This window comes from Streptomyces sp. NPDC048370 (assembly GCF_043200825.1).
Lineage (GTDB): Bacteria > Actinomycetota > Actinomycetes > Streptomycetales > Streptomycetaceae > Streptomyces.
Genome location: NZ_JBICYI010000001.1, coordinates 151,873 through 171,439, shown reverse-complemented (window position 1 = coordinate 171,439; position 19,567 = coordinate 151,873). Strand labels below are relative to the sequence as shown.

Genomic DNA, 19,567 nt, shown 5'->3' with positions numbered 1-19,567 from the left:
TGACGGTGCCCAGGGCCTTCGCGGCCCCGGGCACCGTCGCGCGTACCGCTCAGACCATCTCGGGCATCTCGCCCACGGTGGTCTTCGTGTCGATCACCGCGAACACCGCGCCCTGCGGGTCCAGGATCGTCGCGAACCGCCCGAAGGGGCTGTCCATCGGCCCGAAGGCCTTCTGCCCGCCGAGCTTCACGGCCCGGTCGACCGCCTGGTCGCAGTTGTCGACGACGAAGTAGATCTGGATGTGCGACGGGACCTCGGGCGGGAAGTCCTCCGACGCCATCTTCATCCGCCCCAGGACCGGCGTCTCGCCGCCCAGGTCGAAGACCTTGTAGTCCATGGTGTCGTCGGCCATCTTCTGGGTGTTGTAGCCGAAGACCGAGGTGAAGAAGGTGTCGGACTTCGCGGGTTCCCGGGTGAAGACCTCGGCCCACACGTAGGAGCCGGTCTCGCCCTCCAGCTCGAACCCCTTGTGCGTGCCGGGCTGCCAGACGCCGAACGTGACGCCGGTCGGGTCCTGCGCCAGGCACATGGAGCCGAAGTCGCCGACCGCCATCGGCTCCATGAGGACGGTGCCGCCGTTGCTCTTGATCTTCTCGGCCGTGGCGGCGGCGTCGGGCGAGGAGAAGTACAGACACCAGGCCGACTGGGGGGAGCCGTCCTGGCCCGGCATGGGCGGGACGACGGCCGCGACCGCTTTGCCGTCGCGGTAGGCCTGGGTGTAGTTGCCGTATTCCGAGGATGCTTCGCCGAAGGTCCAGCCCAGCACGTCGCCGTAGAAGGTCTTGGCTCCTTCGACGTCGGTGAACATCGCGTCGGACCAGACCGGGGTGCCTTCAGGTCGTGCGGCCATGACGGGACTCTCTCTTCCGATCGATGGGTTGTCGCAGACGGTCTCGATGGGGGTTGTCGACTCCCACGCTAACTACGGCACGCGCGCCCCGCTCGGTGACGGAGCGTTGCCGTGGTGGGTCGGCCCCGGGTCGGCCCTGTGCCAGCGCCCGGCGAGGATCCCGATGCCGTTCGGCACCGGGCGTTCGACGCCCCCGGAGGGGTGGTTGCGCACGGTGACGGACGCGGCGCCCCGGTCCCGGGTGACGAGCGTCGAGGAGCCTCCGCCGTCGAGGCTGAAGCCGTCGACCGCGCCGGCCTCGTCGAGCACCGAAGCCACCTCGGCGATCGTCAGCCCGGTCCGGTACTCGGGGCCGCCGTCGAGCGCCATCAGGAGCAGTCGCCGTCCGCCGTCGCGATGCCCACCGCCGGGCGGACGGCGGCCGTCCTGCCGTCGAGGCCGGGCAGCGGGTCGCCCGCCCGCAGCACCGGACAGCCGCCCACCGCGAAGAGGTACGGGACGCGGGAACCCTCCGCCACCAGCCGGTGCCGTACGCCGACCCGGTCGCCCGTGCCCAGCGGCAGCGCGGGCCCGAAAATCAGGAGCCGACCAATCGGGAACGGATGAGGAAACGGACGCCTTCCGGGGCCTCCAGGGAGAAGCCGCTGCCCCGCCCCGGCACGACGTCCACGATCAGCCGGGTGTGGCTCCAGACCTCGAACTGCGCCTTCGACATCCAGAACGCGATCGGCTCCGCGACGCCCTCGACCTCCAGCGAGGCGAGCAGCACGTCCGACGCTCCGGTGCGGAACTCCCCGTCCAGGTAGCACATCGGGGCGCTGCCGTCGCAGCAGCCGCCCGACTGGTGGAACATCAGCGGACCGTGCGCCTCCCGCAGCCGTCGCAGCAGGTCGGCCGCCGCAGGGGTCAACTCCACACGTGCGCCGGGCTGATCCATCTCCCGCCCCCTTCGCGGTGCTCCGTCGAGTGGTCCAGAGAACACCGTGGGAGGTTGCGACCGAGTTGCATCCGGCGAAGTCGTTCCCGCCTCTAGGAACTGACGGTGCGTCAGGTTACTCTCCCCGCATGATTCCGACCGTTGTCTGGGGTACCGGAAATGTCGGCCGCGCGGCCATCAGGGCCGTCGACGCCCACCCGGGGCTCGCCCTCGCCGCCGTCCTCGTCCACGACCCCGCCAAGGTCGGCCGTGACGCGGGCCCGCTCGCCGGACTCGACCGCCCCCTCGGGGTGGCGGCGACCGACGACATCGCCGCCGTGCTCGCCGCCCGCCCCAGGGCGGTGGTGTACGCCGCCTCCGGCGACATCCGGCCCGACGAGGCGCTCGCCGACGTCGTCCGGGCCGTCCGGGCCGGCGCCGTCGTCGTCACACCCGCGCTGTACCCGCTCTACGACCAGCGGAGTGCCCCGCCCGAGTTCCGCGACCCGGTGCTCGCCGCCGTCGCCGAGGGCGGCGGCTCGCTCTTCGTCTCCGGCGTGGACCCCGGGTGGGGCAACGACGTGCTGCCCCTGCTGGTCAGCGGCCTCGGCTCCACCGTCGACGTCGTCCGCTGCCAGGAGATCTTCGACTACTCCACGTACGAGCAGGAGGACTCGGTCCGCCATCTCATCGGCATGGGTCACCCCATGGAGTACGAACCGCTGATGCTCGCCCCCTCCATACCCACCATGGTGTGGGGCGGCCAGATACGGCTGATGGCCCGGGCCCTCGGCGTCGAACTCGACGAGATCCGCGAGACCATGGCACGGCGCCCCCTCGACACCACCGTGACCACCCGCACGATGGGCGTCTTCGAGGCCGGGACCCAGGGCGCCGTACGGTTCGAGGTCCAGGGCGTCGTCGCCGGCGAACCCCGGATCGTCATCGAGCACGTCACCCGGATCCACCCCTCCTGCGCCCCCGACTGGCCCACCCCGCCGGACGGCGTGGGCGCCCACCGGGTGGTCATCGAGGGCCGCCCGCGCATCGAGGTCACGGTCGAGGCCACCGACGAGGGCGAGAACCGCTCCGCGGGCGGGAACGCCACGGCCGTCGGCCGGCTCGTGAACGCCGTCGACTGGCTCGTGGACGCCGAGCCCGGCCTCTACGACGCGCTCGACGTCCCGCTGCGCCCCGCAGTGGGCAGACTGGGAAGGAAGTGACCATGAGGATCGACGTCCCCGAGGGCAGGCACCCGATCGAGTACGTGTGGGGCGAGATCGTCCCCGAGATCGGGACGGCCGCGGCGAACTTCTCCCTCTCCGTCTACGCCCACACCACCCTGGGGCTGCGGGAGTTCGAGGCCGCGCGGCTGCGGATCGCGCAGATCAACGGTTGTCTCTTCTGCCTCGACTGGCGGACCGACCGCGACGGCGAGAAGGTCGAGGAGTCGTTCGCCGACGCCGTCACCCAGTGGCGCACCACCGATGCCTTCGACGACCGTACGCGGCTGGCCGCGGAGTACGCCGAGCGGTACGCCCTGGATCATCACGGTCTCGACGAGGACGAGGACTTCTGGACCCGTCTGACCGCGCACTACAGCCAGCCCGAGATCGTGGAGCTGACGATGAGCATCGGTTCCTGGTTGTCGTTCGGCCGGCTCAACCGGGTGTTCGGCCTCGACGCGGCGTGTGTGCTGCCCACGCAGTGACCTCGGAGCCGCAGGACCTCGGAGCCGCAGGTCCTCAGGGCCTCGGAGCCGCAGGGCCTCAGAGGTCGGTCGCGATGATCTTCTCGATGTTGCGTTCGGCGAGCGCGGTGATCGTGACGAACGGGTTGACGCTGGTGTTGCCCGGGATCAGCGCGCCGTCGATAACATAGAGGCCCGGATGCCCGTGCAGGCGGCCGTAGTTGTCGGTGGCCCGGCCGAGGACCGCGCCACCGAGCGGGTGGTACGTGAGGTGGTCGCCCCAGATCTTGTACGCGCCGAACAGGTCGGTGCGGTAGATCGTCCCCTCCTTCGCGTTGATCTTGTCGAAGATGGTCTTGGCGGCGTCGATCGACGGCTGCTTCCAGGCCGTCTGCCAGTTGAGCTCGACCCGGCCCGTCGTGGGGTTCCAGGTGAACTGGGCGCGGTTCGGGTTCTTCGTGATGGAGAGGTAGAACGAGGCGTACGTCTCGATGCCGGTGGGCAGCGGCGCCACCTCGGCGAACGCCCCGCCCGCGTCCCAGTTGTCGATGCCGGCGGTGGGCATGGACGACTGGAGCTTGCCGGTCGCGTCCCACATGTGGTTGGCGCGGCCGCACATGACGTTGCCGTTGTCGCCCCAGCCCTTGCCGATCTCGCCGTTGAGGCCGGGCAGCGCTCCGGTCGCTCTGAGCTGGGTCAGCAGCTTGCTCGTCCCGACGCTGCCGGCCGCGAAGAAGACCCGGTCCGCGAGGACGGTCTCGGTGGACGTGGTGTTCCCCGCGGTGTCGAGGCGGTCGATGGCGACCGTGTAGCCGCCGCCGGACGCGGGGGACACGGACGTGACCTTGTGCAGGGGTGAGACCGTGACCCGCCCGGTCGCCCGGGCCTGCGCGAGGTAGGTCTTCTGGAGCGACTTCTTGCCGTGGTTGTTGCCGTACAGGACCTCCCCCGCCAGCGCCGACTTGGGGACGGAGCCTGCCGCCTCCTGCTTCATGTACTCCCAGTCGTAGACGTTGGGCACGAAGACGAAGGGGAAGCCGGAGCGCTGTGCGTGCTTACGGCCGACGCGGGCGTACTGGTAGCAGGCCGCGCTCTCCCACCAGGCCGGGTCCACGTGGTTGACGCCGAGCCCGGCGTTGGCGCGCGGGTAGTAGACGTCGTACATCTCGGCGGCGTCGACGGTCGGGAGGATCGCGCCGAAGTTCTCCCGGCGCGGGGTGACCGCCATGCCGCCGTTGACCAGGGAGCCGCCGCCGACGCCCCGGCCCTGGTAGACGGTGATGCCGCCGAACTCCTCGGCGTCGAGGATCCCGGTGTGGCGGGGGACGTCCTTGTCGAGCGGGAAGCCGAGGAACTGGCTGAGCGGCTGCTTGGTGCGCGTGCGCAGCCAGAAGGACCGGTGGTCCGGGGTGGTGGTGTTGGCGAAGATCTTTCCGTCGGGGCCGGGGGTGTCCCAGGCCATGCCCATCTCGACCATGCGTACGTCGACGCCCGCCTGGGCCAGCCGCAGCGCGGCGACGGAGCCGCCGTAGCCGGTGCCGATGACCAGGGCGGGGATGCGGGACTGGGTGGCCGAGGCGTAGGCGTGTGCGGGCAGTGCCAGGGTGCCGAGAATAGAACCTGTTCCCGTGATGAATCCACGGCGTGTAACAGCCATGAGAAGCCCTCACTGTCGGTGGAATGGGAACGAGTTCTACTGCCGCCCGCATGGGAAGTCACGGCATACCAATTGGTAACTTTTGGCTGGATCGCTCAAGAATGTTCGGGACAAAGCCGACATTCTGATGAGTCAGAGATCCGCCGAGCCCGGAGCGCGCATGTCCCTGCCGACCCTCGCCCCCGACGACCTCGACCGCGCCGCCGTCGAGCTCCACGACACCGCCGCGTGGCAGGAGATCGTCCGCCACTGGGACGCCCCGGAGGAGCCCGCGGGTGGCTCGAAGGAGCCGGTGGCCGCCCCGGTCGGGCCCGCCCCCGAGGACTGGCGTCGGCTGCTCTCCGTCCCCGTCGACCAGCTCGTCGCCACCGCCCTCGACGCCCTCGCCCCACCGCCGCCCGCCGAGCGGCCGCTCCCCGGCCGGCTCGGCGCGATCCTGCCCGACCGGCTGCACGCCTGGCGCCGCCTCGGACAGCCCGACGTACGCCCCTCCACCCACCTCGCCCACGCCCGCCGCGTCCTGGTCGAGTGGGGCTGGCAGAACAAGCCGTACCGGCTCCGCGACGCCAGAGGCGCCCGGTGCCTCTGCGGAGCGCTGCTCACCGCGCACCGCCTCGGCCACGGCAGCGCCGACACCATGAACCGCTCCGCCGCCTGGATCGTCACCGAACTGCGCGCCCAGGGCTGGACGGACCTCATCGGCCCCTGGAACCGCGCCCCGGGACGTACCGCCGACCAGGCCCTCGCCCTCGTCGACGCGACGATCCGGCGCGCCGCGCACTCGGGGGAGTGACCCGGGGGCCGCACCCCCGAACAAGGCAGGGCCGCGTCACTCCACGCTGTCCGCCACCGTGAAGAGTCCGCCGTCCGGATCGCGCAGCGCCACCGACCGGCCGTTGCCCGACGGCCGGACCGCCGAAGCGGTCGTACCGCCCAGACGGACGGCCGTCTCGACCGCCTCGTCGAGGTCGGGGACCCGGAAGTGCACGTGCCAGCGGGGCCTGACCTGCGGGTCGGGGGCGTCCTCCACCGCGCCCCCGTAGAGCCGCGCGACGGTGATGTCGCCGTGGCTCAGGACGACATGGTCGTCCTCGTAACTCACCTGACAGCAGCCGGGCAGCTCGCCCGCCCAGTCGAGCACCTCGGCGTAGAAGATCGCCGCGTCGAAGGCGTTCCTGGTCCGCAGCTCGAGCCAGGCCGGGGCACCGCCCTTGCCGACGCTCCAGTCGGGGATGATCTCACCCTCCCAGATGCCGAAGACGGCCCCCTCGCGGTCCGAGGCGAGCGCCGCGCGCCCCGTCCCGAACCGCAGCGGCCCCACGGCCACCGTGGCGCTGCGCTCCCGGATGCGGGCCGCCGTCACATCGGCGTCGTCCACGGCGAAGTACGGGGTCCAGGCGACGGCCACCGCGAGACGCGGCGCGAGCGCGCCGATCCCGGCGACCGGTGCGCCGTCACTCAGGGCGACGGAGAACTCCTCACCCAGTCGGGTGGGGCGGAACTCCCAGCCGAAGACACCCCCGTAGAAGGTCTCGGCGGCGCCGAGGTCGCGGGCCATGAGACTGACCCAACAAGGGGCGCCGGACACCGCATGGCTCGAGGTCGACACAACCTTCATCCATCCGTCGTGGACGCGTGATCGCTCTCATCCCACCGTACCCCCGGCGAGATCGCCATTCCGGCACGCCGTCGCCGCGCACGACCGCCGTACGCACCACGTACGGCATGCGAAGAGCCCACCCGTACGGAAACCTGACAAGGTGAGGGACGTGCGCGCTGCGCTACGACGAGCCGCGACCGAGCTGTGGGCGCGGCGCAGGGAACCGGCGGTCGTCCAGACCGTCCGGTCGACCGCCGCGGCCACGATCGCCTATGTCGTCGCCCTCCAGCTGAGCGCCGAGGCCGCCCCGCTGACCGCCCCGCTCACCGCGCTGCTCGTCGTCCAGGTCACCCTGTACTCCACGCTCACCACCGGCATCCGACGGGTCAACTCGGTGGTCGTCGGCGTCATCATCGCGATCGCGTTCAGCGCCCTGGTCGGCCTCACCTGGTGGAGTCTCGGACTGATCATCCTCGCCTCGCTGGTGGTCGGCCGCTTCGTGCGCGTCGACGAGTTCGTCCCCGAGGTCGCGATCAGCGCGATGCTCGTCCTCGGCGTCACCCAGGTCACCAGCAGGGCCTGGGACCGGGTCCTCGAAACCCTCATCGGCGCGGTGGTGGGGCTGCTGTTCAACACCGTCCTCGTCCCGCCGGTCTGGGTCGGCACGGCGGGCGAGTCCATCGAGGACCTGGCGCGACGCATGCGCCGGCTCCTCCTGGGGATCGGTGAGGGACTCACCACCCCCATGCCCGTCGCGCGGGCCGCCGCCCGACTGTACGAGGCCCGCCGCCTCGACAACGACGTGGCCGACGTCGACGCGGCGCTGCGCCAGGCCGAGGACAGCCTCCGGTTCAACCCGCGCGTCAAGGAGAAGGAAGGGGCCCTGCACCGCATCGTGCTCCGCACGGGCCTCGACACCCTGGAGATCTGCGCCGTCGTCCTGCGCGTCCTCGCCCGGACGCTCACCGACCTCGCCAAGGAACGAGGAGAGACCGACCTCTTCCCGAAGGACGTCGCGCTCGCCCTCGAAGACCTCCTGGCCCGGGTCGCCGACACCCTCGTGAGCTTCGCCGTCCTCGTCTCCACCCACGTCAGCGCGGACGCCGACGCCGCCGAGGACCGGCTCGCCGGCGAACTCCGCGCCGCCCGCGCGGTCCGTGACCACGCGGCCGAACTGCTGCTCCGATTCGTCCAGCACGACCCCCGCCAGTGGCAGCTGTACGGAGCGCTGCTCGCCGAGATCGACCGGATCCTCGACGAACTGGACCTCGAACACCGCAGCCGCCGCCTGATGGAAGAACTCGACCGCCACTCGCGCGAACGCGCCGAGCGGCGGCCGAGGCTGTCGGCGTTCTACGACCGACTGGGGGTGTGAGGGGTGGTCGGGGATCGGGCACATCGGAAAGTCCGGCAGTCACCGCCGGTCGTTCATCAGCTCCTGGAAAGAACTCATACAAGGGGTGCAGTGACGGTCGGTCCTCTCGCGCTCCTCGAGCGGCTCCTCGTGGAGCGACTGCCCGCAGAGGGCGGTCGCGCCACCGATGGCGGCCACGTGCCAGACGAAGACCCCGTCCCGGGGTGCTATGCCGACGTGCATTTCGTACATGGTCGTCTCCATGCTCGGCGGACGCTTGCCCCTCCAGTGCACCCGACCGACGGCGGGTTGCACGCCCGGAGGGCGGCTGTTCGGGTGATGGCGCCAAGGGGCATCACAGGCCGCCCGGGTGCCGGATGGCTACGCTGGAGCGAGGGGCGTGACGGAGACCGGTCGGAGGCGACCCCATGAGACGACGCCACCACTTCCACATCGACCACGCGGGGCACTCGGTCAGCGTCACGGTCCAGACCGGCCACAAGGCCGTGGTCGAGGTCCTCGTCGACGGCAAGGAGACGGGGTACGCCACCACCGGCGCCGACCGCCCGGTGACCGTGCACATCGAACTGCCGACCGACCCGCCGACTCCGGCGACGGTCCGCGCCGCCGCCGGTCCCGGCATCCCCCGCTGCGTCCTCGAAGTGCCGGGCGCCGAACCACAGGTCATGTCCCCGCGGCTCTACTGATCGGCTCGCCCTACCGACAGGTCGCGCCCGGACGGACCGGCTTCAGGCCGACGAGATAGGCGTCGACGGCATCCGTCACGCACGAGCCGCCGCGTCCGTACGCGGTGTGGCCCACACCCTCGTACGTCAGCAGCATGCCGCCGGGGAACTGCTCCGCGAGACTCTCGGACTCCTCGTACGGCGTCGCCGGGTCGCCCGTCGTGCCCACCACGAGGACCGGCGGCACCCCCTCCGCGCGGACACGGTGCGGCTTCTGCGTACCCGTCGGCAGGTCCTTGCACGTCAGGGAGTCGAGCACGCTCGTGGTGCCGTACCGCCCCGCCGCCTTCTCCGCCGGAGCGAGGGCGTCCCAGTACGGCTGGGCGGTACGGGGGTGCGGGGTGTCGGCGCAGTTCACGGCGAGGAGCGCCGCGTCCTCGTTGTCGGCGGGCACGGCCGGCCCGCCCGTCGCCTCGCCGGCGTCCTCCGGGCCCCCACCGCCGTCCTCCTCCTCTTCGGGAGCCTTCTCGCCGTCGGCCAGCGCGGCCAGCTTCGTACCGTCGCCGCCGTCGGCCTGGGCCAGCGCCTCCGAAAGCCCCTTCCACTGGTCCTCGGGCGTGTACATCGCCGTCGCCACCACGTCGATGAGCATCCGCTCGTCCACCCCGAACTCGGACCCGTCGACCGGGAGCGGGGAGCGTGCCGTCCGCGTGAAAAGGCCGTCGACGACCTCGCGTATCTCGTCCGGGGTCGCCCCCGGGCATGTCTCGGCGCCGACGACATCGGCGCAGTACGTCGCGTAGTCGTCGACGGCCCGGCGGAAACCGACGGCCTGACTCTGCGCGCGCGCCCGCCAGTCCAGCGAGGGATCGATCGCCCCGTCGAGGACCAACGCCCGCACCCGGCGCGGGAATTGCTCGGCGTACGAGGTGCCCAGGCTCGTCCCGTACGACCAGCCGAGATAGGTGAGCCGGGACTCGCCGAGCGCCGCCCGGAGCACGTCCATGTCACGGGCCGCGTCGCGCGTCCCGACATCCCGCAGGATGTCCCCGCTCCGTTCGACGCACTCCGCCGCCGCGGCCTTGGCCAGGGCGAGGGCGTCCGCCCGGTCGGCGTCGGTACGAGGGCTCAAGGGGTGCTCGTCACGCGGGGCGTCCGGCGCGGGGTCGGCCGCCCCCTTGTCGTCCTTGCCGTCGTCGCAGCTCAGGGCCGGGGTGCCGGCTCCCACACCGCGCGGGTCGAAGGAGACGATGTCGAAGCGTTTGCGGACCTCGGCGCCGAAGGAATCGGCGCCGCCTCCCTTGAGGTCGTCGACGCCGGAACCGCCGGGACCGCCGGGGTTGAAGACGAGCGAGCCCATGCGGTGCGCCGGGTCGGCGGTCGTCGACTTCGCGACCGGCAGCACGAAGGTCCGCCCGTTCGCCGGATCGTCGTAGTCCATCGGGACGGTGAGGCGCGCGCACCGCAGCTCACCACAGGCGGTCCACTTCAGCTTCTGCGCGTAGAACGACCTCAACTCCGGTCGCGTGGCCGGGTCCACCGCGGCGGGACGGCCGTCGCTCCGAGCCTCCGTCGGCGCCGACGCCGTACATGCGGAGAGGGTCGTGGCGCCGAGCACGGCGAGGGTCAGGACGAGGGTGGGGCGAGGACGGACTGCGCGCTTCACGGGAGTGCTCCTGAGGGCCTGGGTGCGGTACGCCTCAGCTTCGCGGGGCGATGCTGAGGTTTTCGTGAGGAGGCCCCTCGGTACCCCGTCCGGGGGCGGCAGCCGGCGCTCAGCCGCCCTCTGCCGCGGGCAGCCGCAGCACGAACAGGGCCCCGCGGTGCTCGCCCGTTCCGCCGCGCCCGCCCGTTCCCGATCCGCCGCTCTCGCCGCTCGTGGCGGTGAGGCTTCCGCCGTGCGCGTGGGCGACCCAGGAGGCGATGGACAGGCCGAGGCCCGTCGACCCCGACCCGCTGCGGAAGCGCTCGAACAGCGCGTCCGCCACCCCCGGAGGCAGCCCGGGACCGGCGTCCTCCACCGTCACCGTCGCCTCCCGCCCCTTCCGCGCGACCTCGACGCGTACGTCCGCGGGCTCGCCCGGCGCGTGCCCGTGGGCGAGGGCGTTGCCGAGCAGGTTCGCCACCGCCCGGCGTACGAGATCGGGGTCGGCCACGACGATCGTCCCCTCGGTCCGTACCGTCACCCGGTGCCCCTCCGCCGGGGTGTCCTCGACCACCGCCTCCACCAACTGGTCGAGCCGCAGCGGCTCCCGTGCGAGGGTCTGCACCCCGGTCATCAGGCGGGCCCGGGTGAGCAGCCCGTCCACGAGGCCGCCCATGCCGTCCGCGAGCCGCATCGTCCGGCGGAGCACCTCCGTGCCGTCCGTGTCGCCGCGCAGCGCGGTCTCGGCGAGCATCCGCAGCGAGGCGACCGGGGTGCGCAGATCGTGCGCCGCGTCGGCGAGGAACGCCTCCTGCTGGCCGAGCGCCGTCAGCGCAGGGCGGATCGCCCGCCCGGACAGCACATGGCCGACCGCCGCCGACAGCACCACAAGGACCGCGCAGCCGGCGGTCAGCAGCCAGGTCGTCCGCCGGTGGTCGGCCAGCGCCTCGGTGCTCTCGTAGAGGGTGACGACCGCGCCGTCCCGGCCCTCGTCGCCCTCCGCGTCGGGCGCGAAGAACGGCTCCGCGAACAGTCGGACGCGCCGCCCGTCCACCGCCCTCCCGTCGACGGCGACGACCTCCTCGCGGCGCAGGGCGTCCTCGGCCACGGCCAGGACGTCTGCGGGGCGCCCCACGAGACAGGGCCGCTCCCCGGAGTGGTCGACGACCGGGCCCGAGGACCTGTCCCGAGGCACGGAGAGCACGGTCAACTGCGGGCAGCCGGTGTCCATCGTCCCGACGAGATCGGTGGTGTCGAGACGGTCGTCCGCGTCGTACACGAGCAGGCTGATCGCCTGCGTGGTGTCCAGGTTCATCGCGTGGTCGAGCTGCTCGCGCCACCGCGCGTCGTCGCTGCGCACGGCGAGGACGGCCATCGTGACGAGCCCGACGGCGCTGGTGAGCGCGAAGAGGGCGGTGATCCGCCTGCGCAGCCGCAGGACCCGCCCGGTGGGCGTCAGCGCCCGGTCCCGGGCCGACGCCCCCTCCGTGCGCCCCCGGGTCGGCGCCTCTCCCGTTCGGCCCGGGAGCCTGCTCACTCGGGCCCCGGCGGGGCCAGCCGGTAGCCGACGCCCCGTACCGTACGGATGAGGGGCGGGTCCCCGAGCTTGCGGCGCAGTTGGGAGACCAGGACCTCCAGGACGTTCGAGCGCGGCTCCGCCATCTCGTCCCAGCAGCTCTCGATCAGCTCGGCCCGGGACACCGCCTGGTCTCCGCGGGCCGCCAGGACCTCCAGGACCGCGAACTCCCGCCCGGTGAGCGTCAGCAGGACCCCGGCACGGCGGACCTGGCGCCGCGCGGTGTCGATCTCCAGGTCGGCGACGTGGTGGACCGGCGGCCTGACCACGGCCGCCCGGCGGCAGAGACTGCCCACCCGGGCGACGAGTTCGGGCACCGCGAACGGCTTGACCAGGTAGTCGTCACCGCCGCTGGCGAAGCCGCCGACCCGGTCGGCGACGGTGTCCCGGGCCGTGAGGAAGAGCACCGGCACGGCCCCGCCCCGGCGGCGCAGCTCCGCGACGTACCCGGCCGCGTCTCCGGCGGGCAGCATCCGGTCGAAGACCGCGCAGTCGTAGGGCGTGACGAAGAGCGCTTCGTCCGCCTGCGGAAGGTCCGCGACCTCGTCGACCGCGAACCCGGCGGCGCGCAGCGCGGCGGCCACCCCGAAACGCAGATCCTCGTCGTCCTCGACCAGCAGCACCCGCACGGCGCCCACCCTAACGAACCGGCCCAACCGCGTCGAAACCCACCCCGACCGACACACCGTCAGGTCAACTCTGTGTAACGCCAACGGGCTTGTCGGACTGAACGCTTCCTTCCGCTCCCGGCCTCTGGGATCTTGCCTCCACCCCACACATCACAGGGCCCGGCCGACGCCACCAGCGTCACCGGGCCATCGGAGGACGCATTGTTTTCCCACATATCCAGCAGGCTGAGACTCCCGGCCACGGCCGTCACCGCCCTCGGAGCGGTCGTCGCGCTCGCCGCGCCCGTCGGAGCCGCCCCGGCCGCTCCGGCCGGCATCCCGGAGCCCTCGTCCGCCTCTGCGGCACCCCTGACCACCGCAGCCTCCGCCGCGTCGGCAGCAGCCGCGGCGACCCGCGGGGCCGCCGCTCCCGCGGCCTGGGCGGCCGGCACCCGGGCCTACCTGGTGATCACCGCTCCCGGTGACACCACGGCCGTCCGCACGGCGGTCGCGAACAACGGCGGTTCGGTCTTCTCGTACTTCGACGCCATCGGCGTCGTCGTGGCGCACTCCACCTCCGGCACCTTCGCCTCGACCATGCGCGCCGTCTCCGGCGTCCAGCAGGTCGGCGCCACCCGCACCTCCGACGTCCCGGCCGACGCCTACAACCCGGCGCTGCCGAGCAACCCGTCGCAGTCGGCGGCTCCGGCCACCGAGCCGGTCCGCTCGGACATGACGCAGATCAAGGCCGACCAGGCCTGGGCCGTCAGCACCGGCTCGCCCACCGTCAAGGTCGGCATCCTGGACACCGGCGTCGACGACCAGCACCAGGACCTGGCGCCGAACTTCAACGCCGCCGACTCGGTCTCCTGCGCCTACGGCAAGGCGGACACCCGGGCCGGGGCCTGGCGCGACGTCGACACCCACGGCACGCACGTGGCCGGTACGGTCGCGGCCGCCAAGAACGGCAAGGGCGCCATCGGCGTCGCGCCGGGCGTGAAGATCTCCTCGGTCCGCATCGCGGAGCCGGGCAGCACGCTCTTCTTCCCGGAGAACACCATCTGCGGGCTCGTCTGGTCCGGTGACCACGGCTTCAAGGTCACCAACAACAGCTACTACACGGACCCGTGGCAGTTCAACTGCCCGAACAACGTGGACCAGGCGGCCATCCTGGAGGGTGTCGGCCGCGCCCAGAAGTACGCGGAGGGCAAGGGCTCGCTGCAGGTCGCTGCGGCAGGCAACGCCAACTACGACCTGGCGAACAAGACCACGGACACCGCCTCGCCCAACGACTCCACCCCGGTGACCCGCACCATCACCAACGACTGCCTGGACATCCCGGCCGAGCTGCCGGGCGTGGTCACGGTCGCGGCGAACGGCACCAACGGCTCGTCCAAGGCGTCCTTCTCCAACTTCGGCCGCAACGTCATCGAGGTGTCGGCGCCCGGCGAGTCGGTCTACAGCACCATCCCCGGTGGCAAGTACTCCTCGCTGAGCGGCACCTCCATGGCCTCCCCGCACGTGGCGGGCGTGGCGGCGCTGCTGGCCAGCGCGAACCCGGGCGACACCCCGGCGGACATCCGTACGAAGCTGGGCGTCCAGGCCACCGACCTGGCCTGCCCGTCGGACAGCCGGTGCACCGGCACCACGGCCAACAACAGCTTCTTCGGCGAGGGCCGGGTCGACGCGCTGAAGGCGGTCGGCGGCTCGACCCCGCCGCCCGGCGCGTACTTCGAGAACCTCACGGACGTCGCGATCGCCGACAACGCCACCGTCGAGAGCTCGATCACGGTCAGCGGCGTGACGGGCAACGCCCCGGCCACCCTGAAGGTGGGCGTGGACGTCAAGCACACGTACATCGGTGACCTGAAGGTCGACCTGGTGGCGCCCGACGGCACGGTCTACACCGTGCACAACCGGACCGGCGGCGGCACGGACAACCTCGTCCAGACCTTCACCGTCAACGCCTCCGCCGAGGTCGCGAACGGCGTCTGGAAGCTCCGTGTGAACGACAACGCGAGCCAGGACACCGGAAAGATCGACGCCTGGAACCTGACCTTCTAGGCCTTCTCCGGGCGCCCCTCGCCGCTTCGGCGGGGGCGCCCGGTCTCCTTGCCGGAGTAGAGGTGGTCGACCTCGGGCCGTAGATCGAGTATGTCGAGGAACTCCTCGAGCTCCGCCGGATCGGCCGTCCGGCTCGCGACGGCCCGCCGCGCGGCACGACGCCGCTCTCCGGGACCCTGCGGCCCCGGCGCACCGTCGTTCGCCTCAGTGACGTCCATGCGCCGATCCGACCACACACCGGCCCACCGCGCACGGTCAGCGCTGCCCGCAGGGACGTGGGCGGGACGCCGAGACGTCAGTACACGCCGAGGAAGATGCCTCCCGGGTTGTTCAGGTTGTCGTTGTGGAGATGGAACGCCCGCAGCGACCGGGCGATCTCCCGGTGCGAGAGGTAGGCGTCCCGGTCCAGGTCGAGCCGTTCGAACGCCACGGAGCCCTCGTCGCCGGAGACGCCCCAGACGGTGAGGTAGGCGGCGAACTCGTCCGCGCTGACGCGCTTGTCACCCTTCGTGTCCATGATGCGGAAGATGGCCGCCGCGAGGTTCTCCAGGATCTCGGGCCGATCCGTGTCGTAGCCCACCGCACGGTGCGCCGCGACGAACCCGTCCTGGTCGAGCCGCTCGACACCCGGCGCCGAGTGGGTGAGCAGCCCGAGCCACTGCGCCCAGTACGCCCGCTCCAGGGCCTGGATCCGGGGTTCGTCCGTCGCGAGCCCGTACGCGGAGGCGTACGCCTCCACGACGCGTCGGTGGTCGGACCAGGTGACGTACCCGTCGTCGTCGGTGTCCAGGACCGCGAAGAGCCGCCGGAGCCGCCGAGTGACCGGATCGAGCGTCGCCATGCCGGGTTCCTTCCGTGGGAGGGGGGTCGTATGGAGAGGGACGGCAGAACCCCCAGTCTGGTTGCTCGGGCGCGGCCGCGCGCGCGTCGGGCACCGGCGCGTCACGGGCACGTCACCCGCAGCTCACCGGCATCTCTCCGGCACGTCTCAGGCATCTCACCGGCGCGAACGGGCGGAGCCGGGCGGTGTACGCCACCATCGACGCCATGGAGGCAGGTTCCGACGTGCCCGCCCTCGTGCGGGAGCTGACCCGGCGGGCCGATCCGGCGCGGCTGCGGGAGGACGTCGCGTTCCTCGCCGACCGCCCGCGCGGCCGGACCCACGCGCCCGAGGCCATGCTCCGGGCGGAGGCCCGTGTGGCGGACCGGCTGGCGGAGGCGGGCTGGCGGACCGAGCGGCAGCCGTTCGACGTCCGGTGGCGGCCGGGCTGCACCGACCGCCCCGGCGGCGGCCGCCTCTCGCCCCTCCGCTTCCGCGTGCACCGACGCCTCACCGGAGCCAACCTGCTCGCCGACCTGCCGATCGGGCCGACAGATCAGGCTGCCGACGGTCCCGCCGTGCTCGTCGGTGCGCACCTGGACACCGTCGTGGGCAGTCCCGGCGCCGACGACAACGCCTCCGGTGTCGCCGCGCTCCTGGAGGTGGCCCGGCTGCTCGGCGGGCTGCGCAGCCCGCCCCCGGTGCGGCTCGCCTTCTTCGACATGGAGGAGCTCGGCTTCGTCGGCGCGCGTGTCGCCGCCCGCGCGGCGCGCCACGGCCGGCGCGTCTCGGGGATGCTCTGCCTGGAGTCGGTCGGCTGCTTCGTCGACGGGCCCCGGACACAGGCGATGCCGGCGGGGTTCGGCGCTCTCTTCCGGGGTGCGGCCGGAGCCGTGCGCGCCCGTGACGGGCGCGGTGACTTCACCCTCGTCGTCCACCGGCGCTCCTCGACCGCGGCGGCCGAGCTCTGGCGCCGTGCGGCGGGCGCCGCCGAACCCCCGCTGCCCGTCGTCACTCTCCGCGACCCGCGTCCGGACGGCCTCAGGGGCGTACTCGCGGGCCTCGCCGTGCCCCCGCTGAACCACCTCGGCCGCAGCGACCACGCCGCGTACTGGAACGCGGGCGTGCCGGCCGTCCTGCTCACCGGCACGGCGAACTTCCGCAACCCCCGCTACCACCGGCCCGACGACACCCCCGACACCCTCGACCACGCGCGCCTGACGGCCGTCGCCGTCGCCACCGCCGCCACCGCCGCCCTCTGGCGGCCACCCCTGGCGCCCGGTCACGGCCGGTAGCCGCCTCGGAGGCGGAAACGGCCCCTCGGACCTACCGTGGTCCAAGGAGCGCGATCCGCACCGATCCCCATCGATCCCCGCTCCCGAGTTCCCGAGGAGGCCGCGATGGAGCAGCGCTTTGTCTGGGTGACCACACGTCGCATCAAGCCGGGCACCCTGCACGAGTTCGAGCGGGCCTGGCGCCCCGGATTCGCCCCCGACGGTCTCCACCGGGCGTACGCCTACTGGACCGAGGACGGCCACGAGATCACCGGCGTCTCCCTCTGGGACTCCCAGGAGGCGTGCGACGCCTTCCGGTCCTCGGAGGCCGAGAGGTCCCGCCGCGAGACCATGGCTCCGTACGTCGTCGAGGAGACCGAGGCCTTCTACCAGGGCGGCGAACTCGGGCTTCCCGGACGGTAGCCGCACGCGGAGTTCCAGGACGCGGAGGGACGGCTCATGGGATACGCGCTGTTCAAGAAGGCCAAGCGCTGGCCGGGGGGCCGCATCCCGTACGAGATCGACAGTTTGTCGTTCCCACCCGGCTCGGCGGACCAGGTGACGATCGACGCCGCGCTCGCCGGCTGGAACCGCGACACGATCGTCCAGTTCGTGCCCCGCAACGGGGAGGGGGACTACATCCGCATCGTGCCGGACGAGATGAAGACCTCGTCGGCCACGGGCCGGAGCGGGGGCGGCCAGAAGGTGAGAGTGTCGGCCTACCCCGGCATCCCGGCCGGCGCGGCGATCGCGACGATCCACCAGCAGCGCGACCAGGTCGACTGCCTGTACGTCGACGACAGCGGGGCCGTCCGGGTCATCTGGGTCAACGCGAAGGGTGAGTGGGACGGCCCGGTCGCCCTCACCCCGCCGAACACGGCGGCGCCCGGCGCGGCACTGGCCACGGGCCGGCAGACGGAGGATCAGATCGACCTGTTCTTCGTCGACGGGCGCGGCGCCGTCAACGTCATGTGGGTCGTCGGCAACGGCCCCTGGAACGGCCCCCTCACCTTGACGGACCCGGAGAAGACAAGGGTCCCCACGAACGCGGTACTGGTCGCGGACAGGCAGACAGCAGACCAGCTCGACCTGTTCTTCGTCGACGAGCACGGCGCCGTGAACGTCATGTGGGTCGTCGACACCGGCACGTGGAACGGCCCCCTCGAGCTGGCCCCCCGCGGCTCCGTCACGCCAGGTGCGTCACTGGCCACCGTTCACCAGACCCACGAGCAGCTCGACCTGTTCTACGTCGGCACCGGCAACGAGGCGGGGGTGATCACCGTCGTGTTCGTCGTGGGCAACGGCGCCTGGAGCAAGCCCATCGGCCTCACAGGTCGGGGCACCGCGTCCATCATCGCCCCACTCGCCGCGGCCCGGCAGACGGGCGACCAGATCGACCTCTTCTACATAGGTCATGACGGTGCCGTCAACGTCATGTGGGTGGTCGGCACCGGCGAATGGCACGAACCCATCAGCATCACCGAGGTCGGCAAGGCGCGGTCGGGAGGCGCGCTCGCGGCCGTGGGGCAGACGGATGATCAGCTGGACCTGTTCTTCGTCGACGAGGACGGCGCCGTGAACGTCATGTGGGTCGTCGACACCGGCGCATGGCACGAGCCCGTGGCCCTGACGCCCACCGGTACCATCCCCGACACCGGTGCGCTCGCCACGGCCCGGCCGACGATCAAGCAGCTCGATCTGTTCTACGTCGGCTTCGACGATCGCCTCTCCGTGATGTGGGTGGTCGACACCGGCCAGTGGAACGGTCCGGTCGTCTTCGAACCCCTGAACCTGACGGCCGGCCACATCATGCACGAGCTGGGCCACGCGCTCGGCCTGAAGCACGAGCACCAGCGCCCCGACTCCGTCGCCTTCGTGACCATCGTCGGCGGAACTCCACCCAACTACGGTCCGGCACCGGACAGCACGCCCATCGGTCCGTACGACTGCGACTCGATCATGCACTACCCGCCGCAAACGGACCCTCCGACCTTGGAGGTCCTCAACCCGGCCTGCTCGAATGCCGGGCAGTACCTCGGCCTGAGCGCAGGCGACATCGCGACCGCCAACTACGCCTACGGCCGGGTGACGACCGCCGGGGCGGCGCTGGCCACCGAGCACCAGACCGACGGCCAGCTCAACGTGACGTTCGCCGACCGCTTCGGTGCGATCGCCGTGACGTTCGTCGAGGGGGTCGGCGCATGGGACGGGCCCATCGAACTGACCGCCGCGGACGTCGTGGTGCCGGGCACACGGATCGCCACCGCCACACAAGTCGTCCCTGCCGCAGCACCCGGCTCCCTCACACAGACGGATCGGCAGATCGACACCTTCTTCGTCGACCGCACCGGCGCGGTGAACGTCATGTGGGTCGTCGGCACCGGCGCCTGGAACGGGCCGATCGCCCTGACAGGCCCCAGGACGGTCCTGGAGAACGCGGCGTTGGCGACGGCCCGGCAGACCGACGATCAGATCGATCTCTTCTTCGTCGGCGAGGACGGCGCCGTCAAAGTGATGTGGGTGGTCGGCACCGGTGCCTGGAACAAGCCCATCGCTCTCACGCCGCCGGACACCGTTCGGAAGGATGCGGCACTGGCCACGGCCCGGCAGACCGACGATCAGATCGATGTCTTCTTCGTCGACAGGTTCGGGGCGGTCCATGTCGCGTGGGTGGTGGGCACCGGTGCTTGGAACCAGGCGCTCGCTCTGACACCTCCGAACACGGCCCCGGCGAACGCGGCGTTGGCGACGGCCCGGCAGACCGACGATCAGATCGATCTCTTCTTCGTCGGCGAGGACGGCGCCGTCAAAGTGATGTGGGTGGTCG

Annotated in this window: 19 protein-coding genes and 1 pseudogene; 9 read left to right on the top strand and 11 right to left on the bottom strand. The window is 71.9% G+C overall.

Annotated elements, in window-relative coordinates; genetic code table 11:
- Nucleotides 1–49: 49 nt before the first annotated feature.
- The 3 genes and pseudogenes from ACGFYP_RS00700 to ACGFYP_RS00690 form a co-directional block, all read right to left on the bottom strand.
- Nucleotides 50–850, bottom strand: coding sequence for a VOC family protein (locus ACGFYP_RS00700; RefSeq protein ID WP_393485111.1), 801 nt, complete (start codon nt 848–850; stop codon nt 50–52).
- Nucleotides 851–1,000: 150 nt separating this feature from the next.
- Nucleotides 1,001–1,407 (bottom strand): annotated as a pseudogene (locus ACGFYP_RS00695) (phosphodiester glycosidase family protein); the annotation flags it as partial.
- Nucleotides 1,408–1,427: 20 nt separating this feature from the next.
- A complete protein-coding gene (locus tag ACGFYP_RS00690; RefSeq protein WP_393485110.1) occupies nt 1,428–1,787 on the bottom strand; it encodes a DUF779 domain-containing protein in 360 nt (119 codons plus the stop codon).
- A gap of 128 nt (nt 1,788–1,915) precedes the next feature.
- Here ACGFYP_RS00690 and ACGFYP_RS00685 point away from each other — a divergent pair, with 128 nt between their 5' ends.
- Complete coding sequence (locus ACGFYP_RS00685) at nt 1,916–2,989, top strand: dihydrodipicolinate reductase (protein ID WP_393485108.1); 1,074 nt, start codon at nt 1,916–1,918, stop codon at nt 2,987–2,989.
- 2 nt (nt 2,990–2,991) lie between these two features.
- Nucleotides 2,992–3,477, top strand: coding sequence for a carboxymuconolactone decarboxylase family protein (locus ACGFYP_RS00680; protein ID WP_393485107.1), 486 nt, complete (start codon nt 2,992–2,994; stop codon nt 3,475–3,477).
- Between the two features lie 58 nt (nt 3,478–3,535).
- Here the strand turns inward: ACGFYP_RS00680 and ACGFYP_RS00675 are convergent, their stop codons facing one another.
- Entirely contained in the window at nt 3,536–5,113 is a 1,578-nt protein-coding gene (locus ACGFYP_RS00675) for a GMC oxidoreductase (RefSeq protein ID WP_393485106.1), read from the bottom strand.
- A gap of 160 nt (nt 5,114–5,273) precedes the next feature.
- Here ACGFYP_RS00675 and ACGFYP_RS00670 point away from each other — a divergent pair, with 160 nt between their 5' ends.
- Entirely contained in the window at nt 5,274–5,906 is a 633-nt protein-coding gene (locus ACGFYP_RS00670; protein WP_393485105.1) for a hypothetical protein, read from the top strand.
- Between the two features lie 36 nt (nt 5,907–5,942).
- Here the strand turns inward: ACGFYP_RS00670 and ACGFYP_RS00665 are convergent, their stop codons facing one another.
- Nucleotides 5,943–6,671: a VOC family protein gene (locus tag ACGFYP_RS00665; RefSeq protein ID WP_393485104.1), complete on the bottom strand. Its 729-nt coding sequence runs from the start codon at nt 6,669–6,671 to the stop codon at nt 5,943–5,945.
- A 202-nt stretch (nt 6,672–6,873) separates the two neighbouring features.
- On the opposite strand from ACGFYP_RS00665, the gene ACGFYP_RS00660 reads away from it, so the two are divergent.
- The gene (locus tag ACGFYP_RS00660) at nt 6,874–8,088 is read left to right on the top strand and encodes an aromatic acid exporter family protein (RefSeq protein ID WP_393485103.1); all 1,215 of its coding nucleotides are present in this window, start codon (nt 6,874–6,876) and stop codon (nt 8,086–8,088) included.
- 39 nt (nt 8,089–8,127) lie between these two features.
- Here the strand turns inward: ACGFYP_RS00660 and ACGFYP_RS00655 are convergent, their stop codons facing one another.
- Complete coding sequence (locus ACGFYP_RS00655) at nt 8,128–8,319, bottom strand: hypothetical protein (RefSeq protein ID WP_361955467.1); 192 nt, start codon at nt 8,317–8,319, stop codon at nt 8,128–8,130.
- A 176-nt stretch (nt 8,320–8,495) separates the two neighbouring features.
- Here ACGFYP_RS00655 and ACGFYP_RS00650 point away from each other — a divergent pair, with 176 nt between their 5' ends.
- Nucleotides 8,496–8,774, top strand: a complete 279-nt coding sequence (locus ACGFYP_RS00650) for a hypothetical protein (RefSeq protein WP_393485102.1) — start codon at nt 8,496–8,498, stop codon at nt 8,772–8,774.
- A gap of 10 nt (nt 8,775–8,784) precedes the next feature.
- Here ACGFYP_RS00650 and ACGFYP_RS00645 read toward each other — a convergent pair whose 3' ends face one another.
- From ACGFYP_RS00645 to ACGFYP_RS00635, 3 genes are all read right to left on the bottom strand, one after another.
- Nucleotides 8,785–10,269, bottom strand: a complete 1,485-nt coding sequence (locus tag ACGFYP_RS00645) for an alpha/beta hydrolase (RefSeq protein WP_393485101.1) — start codon at nt 10,267–10,269, stop codon at nt 8,785–8,787.
- Between the two features lie 259 nt (nt 10,270–10,528).
- On the bottom strand, nt 10,529–11,935 hold the full coding sequence (locus tag ACGFYP_RS00640) for a sensor histidine kinase (protein WP_393485100.1): 1,407 nt from the start codon (nt 11,933–11,935) through the stop codon (nt 10,529–10,531).
- The gene (locus ACGFYP_RS00635; protein ID WP_361956303.1) at nt 11,932–12,597 is read right to left on the bottom strand and encodes a response regulator transcription factor; all 666 of its coding nucleotides are present in this window, start codon (nt 12,595–12,597) and stop codon (nt 11,932–11,934) included. Before ACGFYP_RS00635 ends, ACGFYP_RS00640 begins: the two co-directional genes overlap by 4 nt.
- 231 nt (nt 12,598–12,828) lie before the next feature.
- Between ACGFYP_RS00635 and ACGFYP_RS00630 the strand changes: the two genes are divergently transcribed.
- Entirely contained in the window at nt 12,829–14,646 is a 1,818-nt protein-coding gene (locus ACGFYP_RS00630) for a S8 family serine peptidase (RefSeq protein ID WP_393485985.1), read from the top strand.
- Here the strand turns inward: ACGFYP_RS00630 and ACGFYP_RS00625 are convergent.
- Nucleotides 14,643–14,864 carry a hypothetical protein gene (locus ACGFYP_RS00625; protein ID WP_361955477.1) on the bottom strand — a complete coding sequence of 74 codons (222 nt, stop codon included), beginning with the start codon at nt 14,862–14,864 and terminating at the stop codon, nt 14,643–14,645. The genes ACGFYP_RS00630 and ACGFYP_RS00625 overlap by 4 nt on opposite strands.
- Nucleotides 14,865–14,941: 77 nt before the next feature.
- Nucleotides 14,942–15,487 carry an EF-hand domain-containing protein gene (locus ACGFYP_RS00620; protein WP_393485098.1) on the bottom strand — a complete coding sequence of 182 codons (546 nt, stop codon included), beginning with the start codon at nt 15,485–15,487 and terminating at the stop codon, nt 14,942–14,944.
- A gap of 206 nt (nt 15,488–15,693) precedes the next feature.
- Between ACGFYP_RS00620 and ACGFYP_RS00615 the strand changes: the two genes are divergently transcribed.
- The 3 genes from ACGFYP_RS00615 to ACGFYP_RS00605 all read left to right on the top strand — a co-directional run.
- Nucleotides 15,694–16,761: a M28 family peptidase gene (locus ACGFYP_RS00615; protein ID WP_393485097.1), complete on the top strand. Its 1,068-nt coding sequence runs from the start codon at nt 15,694–15,696 to the stop codon at nt 16,759–16,761.
- 105 nt (nt 16,762–16,866) lie between these two features.
- Nucleotides 16,867–17,163 carry an antibiotic biosynthesis monooxygenase gene (locus ACGFYP_RS00610; protein ID WP_361955483.1) on the top strand — a complete coding sequence of 99 codons (297 nt, stop codon included), beginning with the start codon at nt 16,867–16,869 and terminating at the stop codon, nt 17,161–17,163.
- 36 nt (nt 17,164–17,199) lie between these two features.
- Nucleotides 17,200–19,567: M12 family metallopeptidase (locus tag ACGFYP_RS00605; RefSeq protein ID WP_393485096.1), on the top strand; the 2,368-nt coding region annotated here is incomplete at its 3' end.

What these genes read in the sequence shown, in the direction of transcription:
- ACGFYP_RS00700 (WP_393485111.1), bottom strand. Translation starts at nt 850, where the DNA reads ATGGCCGCACGACCTGAAGGCACCCCGGTCTGGTCCGACGCGATGTTC.
- ACGFYP_RS00690 (WP_393485110.1), bottom strand. Translation starts at nt 1,787, where the DNA reads ATGGATCAGCCCGGCGCACGTGTGGAGTTGACCCCTGCGGCGGCCGAC.
- ACGFYP_RS00685 (WP_393485108.1), top strand. Translation starts at nt 1,916, where the DNA reads ATGATTCCGACCGTTGTCTGGGGTACCGGAAATGTCGGCCGCGCGGCC.
- ACGFYP_RS00680 (WP_393485107.1), top strand. Translation starts at nt 2,992, where the DNA reads ATGAGGATCGACGTCCCCGAGGGCAGGCACCCGATCGAGTACGTGTGG.
- ACGFYP_RS00675 (WP_393485106.1), bottom strand. Translation starts at nt 5,113, where the DNA reads ATGGCTGTTACACGCCGTGGATTCATCACGGGAACAGGTTCTATTCTC.
- ACGFYP_RS00670 (WP_393485105.1), top strand. Translation starts at nt 5,274, where the DNA reads ATGTCCCTGCCGACCCTCGCCCCCGACGACCTCGACCGCGCCGCCGTC.
- ACGFYP_RS00665 (WP_393485104.1), bottom strand. Translation starts at nt 6,671, where the DNA reads ATGGCCCGCGACCTCGGCGCCGCCGAGACCTTCTACGGGGGTGTCTTC.
- ACGFYP_RS00655 (WP_361955467.1), bottom strand. Translation starts at nt 8,319, where the DNA reads ATGTACGAAATGCACGTCGGCATAGCACCCCGGGACGGGGTCTTCGTC.
- ACGFYP_RS00650 (WP_393485102.1), top strand. Translation starts at nt 8,496, where the DNA reads ATGAGACGACGCCACCACTTCCACATCGACCACGCGGGGCACTCGGTC.
- ACGFYP_RS00625 (WP_361955477.1), bottom strand. Translation starts at nt 14,864, where the DNA reads ATGGACGTCACTGAGGCGAACGACGGTGCGCCGGGGCCGCAGGGTCCC.
- ACGFYP_RS00620 (WP_393485098.1), bottom strand. Translation starts at nt 15,487, where the DNA reads ATGGCGACGCTCGATCCGGTCACTCGGCGGCTCCGGCGGCTCTTCGCG.
- ACGFYP_RS00615 (WP_393485097.1), top strand. Translation starts at nt 15,694, where the DNA reads ATGGAGGCAGGTTCCGACGTGCCCGCCCTCGTGCGGGAGCTGACCCGG.
- ACGFYP_RS00610 (WP_361955483.1), top strand. Translation starts at nt 16,867, where the DNA reads ATGGAGCAGCGCTTTGTCTGGGTGACCACACGTCGCATCAAGCCGGGC.